The sequence below is a fragment of the Streptomyces solincola genome, assembly GCF_002982015.1.
Lineage (GTDB): Bacteria > Actinomycetota > Actinomycetes > Streptomycetales > Streptomycetaceae > Streptomyces > Streptomyces solincola.
Map to the genome: position 1 here is coordinate 49,934 of NZ_PVLV01000094.1, position 12,860 is coordinate 62,793.

At 73.1% G+C, this 12,860-nt stretch carries 11 protein-coding genes and 5 pseudogenes; 10 read left to right on the top strand and 6 right to left on the bottom strand.

What is annotated here, in order from left to right:
* Window positions 1–429 precede the first annotated feature (429 nt).
* The 3 genes and pseudogenes from C6N75_RS32050 to C6N75_RS32060 form a co-directional block, all read right to left on the bottom strand.
* Window positions 430–1,506 (bottom strand): cation:proton antiporter, encoded by a 1,077-nt coding sequence (locus tag C6N75_RS32050; RefSeq protein ID WP_322888032.1) that lies wholly within the window; start codon window positions 1,504–1,506, stop codon window positions 430–432.
* On the bottom strand, window positions 1,395–1,739 hold the full coding sequence (locus tag C6N75_RS32055; RefSeq protein ID WP_322888033.1) for a cation:proton antiporter domain-containing protein: 345 nt from the start codon (window positions 1,737–1,739) through the stop codon (window positions 1,395–1,397). Before C6N75_RS32055 ends, C6N75_RS32050 begins: the two co-directional genes overlap by 112 nt.
* Window positions 1,628–2,136 (bottom strand): annotated as a pseudogene (locus tag C6N75_RS32060) (cation:proton antiporter domain-containing protein). Before C6N75_RS32060 ends, C6N75_RS32055 begins: the two are co-directional and overlap by 112 nt.
* 340 nt (window positions 2,137–2,476) lie before the next feature.
* On the opposite strand from C6N75_RS32060, the gene kdpF reads away from it, so the two are divergent.
* Window positions 2,477–2,566 (top strand): K(+)-transporting ATPase subunit F, encoded by a 90-nt coding sequence (gene kdpF / locus C6N75_RS07135; protein ID WP_105868007.1) that lies wholly within the window; start codon window positions 2,477–2,479, stop codon window positions 2,564–2,566.
* 3 nt (window positions 2,567–2,569) lie between these two features.
* Window positions 2,570–5,227 (top strand): annotated as a pseudogene (locus C6N75_RS07140) (ATP-binding protein).
* 189 nt (window positions 5,228–5,416) lie between these two features.
* Here the strand turns inward: C6N75_RS07140 and C6N75_RS07145 are convergent.
* Window positions 5,417–5,686, bottom strand: a pseudogene (locus tag C6N75_RS07145) (WhiB family transcriptional regulator); the annotation flags it as partial.
* A gap of 161 nt (window positions 5,687–5,847) precedes the next feature.
* A pseudogene (locus C6N75_RS07150) lies at window positions 5,848–6,130 on the bottom strand (zinc finger domain-containing protein); the annotation flags it as partial.
* 65 nt (window positions 6,131–6,195) lie between these two features.
* Between C6N75_RS07150 and C6N75_RS07155 the strand changes: the two are divergent.
* From C6N75_RS07155 to C6N75_RS07190, 8 genes are all read left to right on the top strand, one after another.
* Window positions 6,196–6,360 carry an integrase gene (locus tag C6N75_RS07155; RefSeq protein ID WP_258177272.1) on the top strand — a complete coding sequence of 55 codons (165 nt, stop codon included), beginning with the start codon at window positions 6,196–6,198 and terminating at the stop codon, window positions 6,358–6,360.
* A gap of 110 nt (window positions 6,361–6,470) precedes the next feature.
* A complete protein-coding gene (locus tag C6N75_RS07160) occupies window positions 6,471–7,328 on the top strand; it encodes a HipA family kinase (protein ID WP_105867995.1) in 858 nt (285 codons plus the stop codon).
* Window positions 7,325–7,708: a DUF3037 domain-containing protein gene (locus C6N75_RS07165; protein WP_105867996.1), complete on the top strand. Its 384-nt coding sequence runs from the start codon at window positions 7,325–7,327 to the stop codon at window positions 7,706–7,708. Before C6N75_RS07160 ends, C6N75_RS07165 begins: the two co-directional genes overlap by 4 nt.
* 260 nt (window positions 7,709–7,968) lie before the next feature.
* Window positions 7,969–8,730: a 3-oxoacyl-ACP reductase FabG gene (gene fabG, locus C6N75_RS07170; RefSeq protein WP_105867997.1), complete on the top strand. Its 762-nt coding sequence runs from the start codon at window positions 7,969–7,971 to the stop codon at window positions 8,728–8,730.
* Window positions 8,731–8,749: 19 nt separating this feature from the next.
* On the top strand, window positions 8,750–9,511 hold the full coding sequence (locus tag C6N75_RS07175; RefSeq protein ID WP_105867998.1) for an SDR family oxidoreductase: 762 nt from the start codon (window positions 8,750–8,752) through the stop codon (window positions 9,509–9,511).
* Window positions 9,512–9,631: 120 nt separating this feature from the next.
* Window positions 9,632–11,209, top strand: coding sequence for an ABC transporter substrate-binding protein (locus tag C6N75_RS07180; RefSeq protein ID WP_105867999.1), 1,578 nt, complete (start codon window positions 9,632–9,634; stop codon window positions 11,207–11,209).
* Window positions 11,210–11,382: 173 nt separating this feature from the next.
* Window positions 11,383–12,066: a uracil-DNA glycosylase gene (ung, locus tag C6N75_RS07185; protein ID WP_105868000.1), complete on the top strand. Its 684-nt coding sequence runs from the start codon at window positions 11,383–11,385 to the stop codon at window positions 12,064–12,066.
* 62 nt (window positions 12,067–12,128) lie between these two features.
* Window positions 12,129–12,647, top strand: coding sequence for a hypothetical protein (locus C6N75_RS07190; RefSeq protein ID WP_105868008.1), 519 nt, complete (start codon window positions 12,129–12,131; stop codon window positions 12,645–12,647).
* 24 nt (window positions 12,648–12,671) lie between these two features.
* On the opposite strand, the pseudogene C6N75_RS31055 reads toward C6N75_RS07190, so the two are convergent.
* Window positions 12,672–12,860, bottom strand: a pseudogene (locus tag C6N75_RS31055) (hypothetical protein); the annotation flags it as partial.

A 12,860-nucleotide genomic window follows, 5' to 3' on the forward strand; every position in this document is an offset into this window, starting at 1 on the left:
GCGCCCCCAGGTACGCCGTCCCCCGGCCTCGGCCCCCTGAGTCCCACGTCGGCCGGACCCGGGTAGACGGCCGGTCTTCGGGCCCGCCCACGGCCCCTGCCGCGAGCCGGCCGCTCGTCGCGCCCGTCGATTCCCCCGCGCCTCCCGGCGGTCCCACGGCGCCCGAACACGGCCAGGCCGCTCTTCAAGACCCGTCGATCCCATGGCATTCCGCGGGCGGTCCGGCCGGAATCCGGCCGGCGCACGCCGGTGCGCTGCCGACAGTGCGCGGCCCAAGACGGGCGTGACGGGGACGGGGCGGGACCGCCGTAGTCGGTCCGTCCCCCTCCGCCCGGCTCGCGGCCCCGACCGTACGCGCCTCCCGGCGGACTTCCCGGCGGATGGCCGCGGACTCCCCGGCGGATGGCCCCGGCGACGGCCAGGTGTCCCTCAGCCGACGGCACAGGGTGGCCGTACCCCGTGGTCCACCGCGGTCACCGATCCCGGTAGCTTGGCGCGGCCCACGAAAGGCACGGTGGCCCACCGGGGCGGCCCGTGAGGGGCACCTCGGCCCACCGGGGCGGTCCGCCGGTCTGGGGTGCGCGCCGGGTGCCACGTACGCTCAGGGCGGGGCACCGGGCGGCCGGGCGGCGTCCAACCGGCGGTGGCGGCTCCGGCGTTCGCGCGGGGCGGTCGTCTCGCCAGTTCCAGCCGGGCCTCCTCAAGGTCCAGGGAGCGCTGGAGCCGGCGGCGGGTGGCGTCGCTGATGCGGTGCGTGACGTAGAGCCGCCGCAGCTCGGCCGCCCCCGCCCGAATCAGATCGCGGCGCAGCGAGCGGTAGGCGTGGTCCTCGGACGGTCCGAGATCGCCTTCGCCGAGACGCTCGCGGGCGTCGTCCAGACGGGCCTGGAAACCGCGCCGGGCACGGTCCGCCACGATGGTCGGCACCGCCTCCAGATCGGCCATGTCGTCCAGGCGCCGGATGCCGGCGGCCGCCAGGCTGCACCGCGCCTCGGCCTCCTCGCGTTCGGTGTGGTCGGGTTCGAGGGCGATCCCGGACCGGCGGACTACTCCTTCCAGGGTGAATCCCTGGGCGACCAGGGTCACCACTACCACCGACGTGGTCAGGACGAGGAAGAGCGGGCGCTGTTGCAGCAGACCGCCGCCGTCGGTGGTGACCGGGATGGACAGGGCCGCGGCGAGCGGGACCACGCCGCGGGTGCCCGCCCAGGTCAGCACGGCGGGCAGCCGCCAGAAGGTGCGTTCGCCGGCGCTCCGGTAAAGCACCGCCGAGAGGGGTAGGACCAACAGCATTCGCACGGCGACTAGGGTGGCGGCGACGGCCAGGGCGTAGAGGGGCCAGAGCCGGTCGGCGGCACCCAGCGCGGCGACCTGACCGGCCAGGGTGAGGCCGATCAGACTGAAGACGACGCTCTCCAGGAGGAACAGGACGGTGCCGTTGACCGCGTGCAGCTGAAGCCGGATGCGGGCGTTGGTGAACCGGTGCGTCCGGCCTCCCAGCAGCACCCTGCGACCACCACCGAGGTCACCCCCGATGCGTGCACGGCCTCGGCGGGGATGTACGCGGCGTAGGGGGTGAGCAGGACGATCACCGTCTCCAGCACGGGATCCTTGGTCCGGCGGCGGATCAGGGCGACCAGTCCGGCGACCGCGCACCCGACGAGGGTGCCTTCGCCGGCGAGGAGGGCCGGCGAGGAGGGCCGGCGAGGAGGGCGAACTGCGTGCCCACCAGTTGCCAGGACACCGTGGCCGAGGCGGTGGCGACGACCACCGCGACCCGGAACAGGATGAGCGAGGTGGCGTCGTTGAAGAGGCTCTCCACCTGGACGAGGGCATGGATGCGGGGAGGCAGGGCCAGGCGGCGGCCCAAGGCGGTGACCGCCACCGGGTCGGTGCTGGCGAGGACGGCTCCCAGGACCAGCGCCATCCGCCAGCTGAGCGGATGACCAGTGAGGCGACCACCCCGACCGCGGCCGCCGAGGCCAGCACCAGGCCGACGGCGAGCACGCTGACGGACGTCCACACCCGGCGCAGCTCACGCCAGGGCACCTCCTCGGCGCTGGCGTAGAGCAGCGGGGGCAGCACCACGAGGCCGACGATCTCGGAGCTGACGCGCATCTCGGGGACGCCGGGCACCAAGGCGACGGCGAGGCCGGCGACGACCAGCAGGGAGGGCGCGGGCCCCCGGCCAGCGGCGGGCCCCTGTGGTCACCATTGTGGCCAGCGCCACGAGAAGCATGACCGTTCCGACGCTGCGCATGTGGCCCCCACCCGGGTCGTCGCGGTCCGGACGGACCGCGTTTCGCCGACCAGGCTTCCCGGCACAACGTCTCCACCCTATCGGTGCAACGACCGTCAACGCGGCGTCAGTATTGCGCTGAGCCGGTGTCAAGACCGCGTCGGAAAGGCCTCGTTTCCGTCCTCACCGGTGTTCGCTGGTGCGGATCGGGGTCGTACGACGGAGGGGCGGATGGGCGTGAGTACGGAGACTGTTGTCGGCATCGCGGTCGCGGTGGCACTGGTCGGCTACCTGGTCTTGGCGCTGATCTTTCCGAACACGTTCTGAGACATGGCCGTGGTGGAGGGAGCGCTCCCGGCGCCGGACGCTGCGAGAGGGCACACGGACATACGGGCCGGTCGGCTCAAGATCTTCCTGGGCGCGGCGCCCGGGGTGGGCAAGACGTACCGGATGCTCGACGAGGCCCATCGCCGGGCGGAGCGCGGTACGGACGTGGTGGCCGCTTGGGTGGAGTGCCACCGCCGGCCGCACACCGAGGCCAGGCTGGAGGGGCTGCCGGCCGCCGACCGCGAGTACCGCGGGAGCCGCCACCGCGGGCTGGACCGGGAGGCGCTGCTGGCCCGGCGGCCCCAGGTGGTACTGATCGACGACCTCGCCCACACCAACGTCCCCGGCGCCGACCGCGACCCGAAGCGCTGGCAGGATGTGGAGGAGATCCTGGCCGCCGGCATCGACGTGGTCACCACGCTGAACATCCAGCACTTGGACTCGCTCAGCGACATCGTCGGCAGGATCACGGGGGTGCCCCAGCAGGAGACCGTGCCCGACGAGTTCGTCCGGCGCGCCCATGAGATCGAACTCGTCGACATACCGCCCGACGGACTGCGTCGGGCGGATGGCCCACGGCAACGTCCACCCCCCGGAGCGCGTCGACGCCGCCCTCGCCACCTGCTTCCGCCCGGGCAATCTGATCGCGCTGCGGGAGCTGGCCCTGCTGTGGCTGGCGGGGCGGGTGGACGAGGCGCTGCAGAAGTATCGCGCCGAACACGGCATAGGCCGCGTGTGGGAGACCCGCGAGCGGGTCGTGGTGGCCCTGACCGGCGGCCCCGAGGGAGAGACCCTTGTCCGGCGGGCGGCGCGCATCGCCGACCGGGCCGCCGGCGGGGAGCTGCTGGCCGTGCATGTCACCTCCAGCGGCCAACTGGCCGCCGGGGTGTCGTCCGCGGCACTGGCCGGGCAGCGGGCGCTGGTCGAGGACCTGGGCGGCAGCTACCACTCGATCATCGGCGACGATGTGCCCACAGCCCTGGTGGACTCCGCCGACGCGGAGAACGCCACCCAGCTCGTGCTGGGCCACCCAGCTCGTGCTGGGCACGAGCCGCCGCGGCCGGCTGGACCGCTTCCTCACCGGCCGGGGCATCGGTGAGACGGTGGTGGAGCTGTCCGGGGATATCGACGTCCATATGGTCACCCACGAACGGGCGGGCCGCGGCCGGCTCCTCCCCGCCCGCGGGCGCACCCCGGCCCTCTCCCGGCTCGTCGCGGGTCCGGTCGCCGCGCTGCTGCTTCCGCTGCTGCTCGCGGTGGGTCTCGACCGGGTACGCGGCAGCCTGAATCTCACCAGCGAGGCGCTGCTCTTCCTGGTCGTGGCGGTGGGCGCGGCCTGCGTCGGCGGAGTGGCCTCCGCCCTGATCGCGGCGCTGACCGCCGCGCTGCTGCTCAACTGCTGGTTCATGCCGCCCGTCGGCGCGTTCACCGTGGACGACCCGGACAGTGCGCTGGCCCTGGTGGTCTTCGCCGGGGTGGCCGCGATCATGGCGGCCCTCGTGGACCGGTCGCTGCGGTTGTCCAAGAGGGCGGCGCGGGCCACCGCCGAGGCCGAGACGCTGTCCTCGCTGGCGGGCAGCATCGTCCGGGGTGACCAGGCGATCCCGGCGCTCCTGGAGCGCACCCGGGAGACATTCGGCATGGAGTCGGTCGAACTGGCCTCGTGCCCCTCCCTCTCGCGCTCCGCCGAGTCCGGCCTAGCCGCCCAGGGCCAGGACGCGGGGGCCGCCGTGGTGGTGGCCGCGGGCCCCGAGGTCTCGCTGGTACTGCGGGGGCGTCCGCTGCCGTCCTCCGACCGGCGGGTGCTGGCGGCCTTCGCCGCGCATGTCGGCGCCGCGGTGGAGAACGCCCGGCTGGCCGAGGCCGCCGCGGAGGTCGAGCTCATCAGGGCCGCCGACCGGCTGCGGACGGCCCTGCTCCGCGCGGTCAGCCACGACCTGCGCACCCCGCTGGCGGGCGCGCTGGCGGCGGTCAGCTCGTTGCGCAGTCCGGATGTGGCCTTCTCCGAGGAGGACCGGGCCGAGTTGCTGGGTTCCGCCGAGGTATCACTGCTCCGCCTGCACCGGCTGGTGGAGAACCTGCTCGACCTGAGCCGCCTCCAGGCCTGCGCGCTGACGCTCGAGTGCGCCCCGCAGCACTGGAGGAGATCCTGCCGGTGGCGCTGGAGTCGCTGGAGCTCGCGCCGGGCACGGCTGGTGGTTCCCGGGTCGATCTGCGGAGCCTGGAGGGGCACCGGCCGTGCTGGTCGACCCGCCCCTGCTAGAACGGGTGCTGGCCAACATCGTCGGCAACGCCGTACGCCATTCTCCGCCGGATCGTCCGGTCCTGGTTACCGCCGGCGGACTGGCGGGCCGGGTGGAGGTGCGGGTCGCCGACCGGGGCCCCGGCATCCGGGCCGCCGACCGTGAGCGGGTCTTCGAACCCTTCCAGCGCCTGGGCGACCGGGACAACGCGGTCGGCCTCGGTCTGGGCCTCGCCCTGGCCAGGGGGCTGACCGAGGCGATGGGGGGCACCCTGGCCCCCGAGGACACCCCGGGAGGCGGACTGGCCATGGTGCTCTCCCTCCCGGCCGCCGGCATCCCCCCGTTCGCCCCCGACCCGGATCTCTCCCTGTGGGGCGCCGAGGGATCCGGCCGGCCGGCGGCGGCCGGGACGCGCTGAGAACGGGCCGGGCCACCACGGCGGCGCGGCCGGGCCCCGGGACAGCCGTCACCCTGCGACGGACCGTCAGCGGCATCCGTACGCCGGACGGGGCACCGGGGCAAGGGGGTCGTCAGGGCGGAATCAGGGTTTCGTCAAGCGCCTTGTACCACCCCGGCCCACGCCGTTGTATGGCGGTACATGCTGCGGCGGGCGCCGCTCGGCTTCGGTGAGGCCGCCCCAGACGCCCTCCTTGAGGACGTTCTCCAGGGCGAAGTCCAGGCATTCGCGGCGGACGGGGCACCAGCCGCACAGCTCCTTCGCCTCCGCGATCTCCTCGTGGTCGCGAGGGCCGGGGAAGAAGACGGCGTCGGCGTCCTCGGCGTCCATGCCGTGGCACGCTCCGCGGGTGTGCCAGCTGGTGTCTCCGATGCTGCGCAGGCCGGTGGTCGGCGCGTCGTGGGTGGTGATGTGGCGCAAGGCGAGTCTCCGATGTGCTTCCACACCGGCCGGGCTAGGGCGGTGCTCGGCGGGTGCGGCGTCGGGTGCCGGATGCGGCGCGTGGGCGGGCGCCGCAGCCGGGGCGGGACGGTGATGTTGCGGCGGTGCAGCGGACGGGATGCACGCGCCGGCGGCGCCGGTCATGCCAGGGCGGGCTGCTGGGCCTGCTCGGCGTGCCGGGCCTGCCGGGCGGCGAGATCCACACGGCCGGGGTGCGGGGTGGCGCACGGCGTGTTGGCGCGTACTCCGTCGTTGGGGCCGATCCGGCGGCGGCATGGCTCGCCGACCGGGGCCAGGCACCACTCGCATCGCACGCTCAGGTGCGTCGGGCTGTCCTTGTGCGACGGCGGCTTCGCGTGCTGCCCGGGCGGGCCGGAACGGTGTGAGAGCGGCTCGGGCGGCGGGCGGTATGCAGGAGCCGAGCCTGGCAGTGGGCGCCGGCCCCGAAGGACGGCTTCCATGTGCTTCGGCACACCTACGCTTCGATCATGTTGGAAGCCGGAGAGTCCGTTGTGACCCTGGCTCGATGGCTCGGGCACTCCTCGCCTGCGATCACTCTCGGTTACTATGCTCACTTCATGCCGGAGGCCGGCAGCAAGGGGCGCGGCACCATCGACGGTCTGCTGGGGAGCGCGGGGGGATCAGCTTGCTAGGCGAGACTCCCCAGATTCTCCCCAGCGCTGTGGACTCGTGTTCCCGGCCTCTATGCTCCGGAGAAGCCTTCCGGGGAATGCAAGGTTGATGAGATGGGTGGCCTGGGAAAGTGCTGGAAGAGGTGGTAGCGACCCGCTATGTCACGCCTTTGCGTGAGGGTGGCTCGCTGCCCGGGATCGTCGAGGCCGACGACCTGGGCACCTACGTCATGAAGTTCACCGGGGCCGGACAGGGGCGCAAGACCCTGGTCGCGGAGGTCATCTGCGGGCTGCTGGCCCGGCGGCTGGGACTGCGGGTGCCCGAACTGGTGGCGATGGAGCTGGATCCGGTGATCGGACTCGGCGAACCGGACCAGGAGGTCCAGGAGCTGCTCAAGGCCAGCGGCGGGCTGAACCTCGGCATGGACTACCTGCCGGGGTCCATCGGCTTCGACCCGCTGGCGTACGAGGTGGGCTCGGCCGAAGCCGGCCGGGTGGTCTGGTTCGACGCGCTGGTCAACAACGTCGACCGGTCCTGGCGCAACCCCAACATGCTGGTCTGGCACGGCGATCCCTGGCTCATCGACCACGGCGCCACCATGATCTGGCACCACAACTGGCCCGGTGCCGAAGCCTCCGCGGCCAAGCCCTACGACGCCTCCGACCACGTCCTGGCCTCCTTCCGCCCCGACGTCGCCGCCGCCGCGGCGGAGCTGGCGCCGCAGGTCACCGAGGAGCTGCTGACCGAGGTCGCCGCCCAGGTCCCGGACGCCTGGCTGGTGGACGAACCGGGCTTCGTCACCACCGACGAGCTGCGCCGCGCCTACGTGCGCCCGCTGCTGGCCCGGGCGGCCGGCGTGCACGAGCGGATCACCCTGGGGAAGCGCACCGAGCGGCCCGCCTCGCGGGCCCCCGGCTGGCTCACCGAGCCGGCCCGGCCCTGGCCGCACACCGCCGGGGAGAAGAACGAGGACGGGTCGGCACGATGAGCGAGCGGGACGTCTTTGAATACGCGGTGCTGCGCGTGGTGCCGCGGGTCGAGCGCGGCGAGTGCTTCAACGCCGGCGTCGTCGTCTACTGCCGGGCCCGCTCCTACGTCCGGGCCCGCACCCACCTGGACGAGGCCAGGCTGCGGGCGCTCGACCCGGGCGCGGACACCGCCGGCGTACGGGCCGCGCTGCGCGCGGTGGAAGGGGTGTGCGCGGGCGGTGAGGAGGCCGGCCAGGCGGCGCGCGACGACGCCGGGCGCCGGTTCCGCTGGCTGGTGGCCCCGCGCTCCACGGTGGTGCAGCCCGGTCCGGTGCACACCGGGCTGACCGCCGACCCGGACGCGGAGGTCGAGCGGCTGCTGGACCTGCTGGTGCGCTGACCCGCCGTCGGTGGCCGGGGGTGATCAGCGGCACCCGGTGCGCCGTTGACACCGGGTGCCGTGGTCTCTAGCGTCTCGTCCCGACAAGGTACTAAGCGGTCGCTCACCCGTCCGGGCGTACGGGCGGGACGACGCGGGCCGCCGGTTGAGCCGCTGCCGGGCCGCCCGGGACCCTCGCCGGTCCCGGCGGCCCGGGTTTCCGGGACGAGCAGGACCACCGCAGGACCACCGCAGGACTTCCCAGGGCGAGGAGAACACCCATGTCCACCACCGAGCAGCGCGTCGCCGTCGTGACCGGAGGCGCGCGGGGCATCGGCGCCGCCACGGCGATCCGGCTGGCGGCCGAGGGGCGCGCCGTCGCCGTCCTCGACCTCGACGAGGCGGCCTGCAAGGACACCGTCGAGAAGATCACCGCCGCCGGCGGCCGGGCCCTCGCGGTCGGCTGCGACGTCTCCGACGCCGGCCAGGTGGAGGCGGCCGTCGCGCGTGTCGCCGACGAGCTGGGCCCGCCGGTCATCCTGGTCAACAACGCCGGCGTGCTGCGGGACAACCTGCTGTTCAAGATGAGCGAGTCGGACTGGGACACCGTGGTCGGCGTGCACCTCAAGGGCGCGTTCCTGATGGCCAAGGCGTGCCAGAAGCACATGGTGGACGCCGGCTTCGGCCGGGTCGTCTCGCTGTCCTCCTCCTCCGCGCTGGGCAACCGCGGCCAGGCCAACTACGCCGCCGTCAAGGCCGGGCTCCAGGGCTTCACCAAGACGCTCGCCAAGGAGCTGGGCAAGTTCGGCGTCACCGCCAACGCCGTCGCCCCCGGCTTCATCGCCACCGAGATGACCGCGCAGACCGCCGCCCGCGTCGGCATGGGCTTCGAGGACTTCCAGGCCGCGGCCGCCACCCAGATCCCGGTGCAGCGGGTCGGCCGCCCCGAGGACGTCGCCAACGCCATCGCCTTCTTCACCGGCGACGACGCCGGCTTCGTCTCCGGCCAGGTGCTGTACGTGGCCGGTGGCCCGCTCAACTGACCCCCGAGGAGACACGCACATGACGCAGGACATCCCGCTCTCGGGGAAGGTCGCCCTGGTCACCGGCGCGAGCCGGGGCATCGGCTACGGCGTCGCCGAGGCGCTGGTCGCCCGCGGCGACCGGGTGTGCATCACCGGCCGCGGCGAGGACGCGCTGAAGGAGGCCGCCGAGCGGCTCGGCGCGGACCGGGTGATCGCCGTGCCCGGCAAGGCCCATGACGAGGCCCACCAGGCGCTCGCCGTCGAGCGCACCATGGAGGCGTTCGGCCGGGTCGACTACCTGGTCAACAACGCCGGCACCAACCCGGTCTTCGGCCCGATGGCCGAGCTGGACCTCAACGTGGCCCGCAAGGTCTTCGAGACCAACGTGATCTCGGCGCTCGGCTTCGCCCAGCAGACCTGGAAGGCGTGGCAGGGCGAGCACGGCGGCGCGATCGTGAACATCGCCTCCGTCGCCGGCATCGCGCCCTCGCCGTTCATCGGCGCGTACGGCATGAGCAAGGCCGCCATGGTCAACCTGACCCTCCAGTTGGCCCACGAGTTCGCCCCGAAGGTGCGGGTCAACGCCATCGCCCCGGCCGTGGTGAAGACGAAGTTCGCCCAGGCGCTGTACGAGGGCCGGGAGGCCGAGGCGGCCGCCGCCTACCCGCTCGGACGGCTCGGCGTGCCCGAGGACATCGGCGGCGCCGCCGCCTTCCTCACCTCCGAGCAGGCGGACTGGATCACCGGTCAGACCCTGGTGGTCGACGGGGGGATCTTCCTCAACGCCGGGGTCGGCTGATCCCGGTCGGTCCCGTTTCGGCACCACATGCCCCAAGTGCCCCGTCAGGCTCGCCCATTGACCTGGCGGGGCACTGCGGTATGGTCGGCCGACCCATGGCTGAACGAGGAGCGTGCGCACGTGTTCAACCGGACCAGTCTGCAGGTGGCTGCAGCCCTTGCGTCCATATCCCTGCTGGCCGGGTGCGGCCTCGTCGGCGGCGATGACGCCGAGGGGAAGAGCAAGATCACTGTCGGGACCACGAGTGCGCCGACCACGCTCGATCCCGCCGCGGCCTGGGACAACTCCTGGGAGCTGTACCGCAACGTCTTCCAGACGCTGCTGAGCTTCCCCACCGGCTCCACCACCCCGCAGCCGGACGCCGCCGACTGCACCTTCACCGACTCGGTCAGCCAGGTCTACCGCTGCGAGCTGCGCGAGGGCGTCACGTTCTCCAGCGGCGCCCCGCTCGACGCCAGGGCCGTGAAGCACTCCATCGACCGCATCCGCACCATCGACGCCCAGGGCGGCCCGGCCGGGCTGCTCGGCTCGCTCGACCGCGTGGAGACCAAGGGCGACCGCACCGTCGTCTTCCACCTGCGCAAGTCGGACGCCACCTTCCCGTTCATCCTGGCCACCCCCGCCATGTCGATCGTCGACCCGGCGAAGTACCCCGCCGACAAGCTCCGCGAGGACGGCGGAGTCACCGGCTCCGGGCCGTACGTGATGGACTCCTACGCCGAGGGCGACCGGGCCGAGCTCGCCGCCAACCCGACGTACAAGGGCTTCGCCCAGATCAAGAACGACGCCGTCACCATCCGGTACTTCCAGGAGTCCGAGGCGATGGTGCAGGCCCTGCGGGACAAGCAGATCGACGCCACCTACCGCGGTCTGACCTCCGAGGAGGTCGTCGAACTCCAGGAGAGCCGCCCGGAGAACGAGAGCCTCCAGGTCGTGGAGTCCACCGGCGCCGACATCCGCTACCTCGTCTTCAACGCCAAGGACCCGTCCGTCAGCAAGCTCGCGGTGCGCCAGGCCGTCGCCCAGGTGCTGGACCGCCCGGCGCTGGTCTCCAAGGTCTACCAGGGCACCGCCGAGCCGCTGTACTCGATGGTCCCCAAGGGCATCGCCGGGCACACCACCGCCTTCCTGGACACCTACGGAAAGCCGGACCCGGGCAAGGCCGCCGAGCTGCTGTCGGACGCCGGCATCACCGAGCCGGTCGAGCTGACCTTCTGGTACACCACCGACCGGTACGGCTCGGGCACCGCCGCCGAGTTCAAGGAGCTCAAGCGCCAGCTCGAAGCGTCCAAGCTGTTCAAGGTGACCCTTCAGGGCAAGCCGTGGAAGGAGTTCCAGGGCGGCTACCAGAAGGGCAGCTACCCGGTCTTCGGCCGCGGCTGGTTCCCCGACTTCCCGGACCCGGACAACTTCATCGCCCCGTTCGTCGGCAAGGACAACGCCCTCTCCACCCCCTACGTCCGGCCCGAGATCACCGACGACCTGCTGCCCCGCACCCGCAAGGTCAGCGACCGCTCGGCGGTGACCAAGGAGTTCGAGGAGGCGCAGGAGATCCTCGTCAAGGACGTCCGGCTGCTGCCGCTGTGGCAGGGCAAGCTGTACATCGCCGCGAGCGAGGAGATCGCCGGCGGCGAGCGGGCGCTGGACCCGCAGACCGTCATGCAGATGTGGGAGCTCCAGCGCAAGACGAGCTGGTAGGTCCGCGCACCGCAGCGCGCGCACGGAAGGCCGCCGGGGCCCGCGCCCCGGCGGCCTTTCCGCGTCCCCGGCGGCCTGTCCGCGTCCCCGGCACCGGTTGTGTGGACCGGTTGTCAGTGGCGGCCGGTAGGTTCTGTGACGGATCGGCGTCCACCTACCGGAGGTTGTTGCACGTGACCGACACCGACATGCTGCCCGAGTCCTGGCGCGGGGTCCTCGGCGACGAGTTGCAGAAGCCCTACTTCAAGCTGCTCACCGACTTCGTCGAGGAGGAGCGTGCCAAGGGCCCGGTGTACCCGCCCCGCGACGAGGTGTTCGCCGCGCTGGACGCCACCCCCTACGACCGGGTCAAGGTCCTCGTCCTCGGCCAGGACCCGTACCACGGCGAGGGCCAGGGCCACGGCCTTTGCTTCTCGGTGCGGCCGGGCGTGCGGACACCGCCGTCGCTGCGCAACATCTACAAGGAGATGCGCGAGGAGCTGGGCCACCCCGTCCCGGACAACGGCTATCTGATGCCGTGGGCCGAGCAGGGCGTCCTGCTGCTGAACGCGGTGCTCACCGTCCGAGCCGGCGAGGCCAACTCGCACAAGGGCAGGGGCTGGGAGAAGTTCACCGACGCGGTGATCAGCGCGGTCGCCGCCCGCCCCGACCCGGCCGTCTTCGTGCTGTGGGGGAACTACGCGCAGAAGAAGCTGCCCCTGATCGACGAGACCCGGCACGTGGTGGTCAAGGGCGCGCACCCCTCCCCCCTGTCGGCGAAGAGGTTCTTCGGCTCCCGCCCCTTCACGCAGATGGACGAGGCGATCGCCGCGCAGGGGCACGCGCCGATCGACTGGCGCATCCCGGACCTGGGCTGACCGCCCGGTTAGCGTCGGTCCCGCAAGAGCGGCAGGAGCGGCAGGGGCTGAGCGGAGGCGTGGTGCGCGAGCAGCAGGACGTGTCGGACGAGGCCGTCATGACGAGGATCGGGCAGACCAGGATGCTGCTGCACGGCGGCGACCGGGAGGAGGCCCGCAACCGCTTCACCGCGCTCTGGCGGCAGATCGGCGAGCACGGCGCGCCCCTGCACCGTTGCACCCTGGCCCACTACATGGCCGACGCCCAGGACGACCCGGGCGACGAGCTGGCCTGGGACCTGCGGGCGCTGACCGCCGCGGAGTCCGAGGAGGGGGCCGGTACGGCGGCCGGGCCCGCCGGTGACGAGGGCGCGGGAGCCGGGCGGGCGGCTGGCGGCGGTGCGGCGGCCGCGCTGCGCGCCCTGTATCCGTCGCTCCACCTGAACCTCGCCGTCGACTACGTCAAGCTGCACCGGCCGGACGCGGCCCGGGTCCATCTGGCCCGGGCCCGCGCAGCCGCCGAGGCGCTGGCCGACGACGGTTACGGCGCCGGCGTGCGCACCGCCATCGCCAAGCTGGAACGGCGGCTGGGGCAGCCCTGACCTGCCCGGCCGCGGCGGTTCGGCTCAGTGCCCGTACGCCTCGCTGCACGTGCGGAACTGGGGGCTGTCCTCGGGCCAGCCGCCGTAGCGGGCGCCCAGCTCGCAGATCTCCGGCACCATGCCGGTGACCGGGGCGGTCGGCGGCACCGGCGTTCGGGTCCGCGGCCGGGGCGCTCGGACCGGATCGGCGGCGGGCCGCTCCCCGGGGCGGGC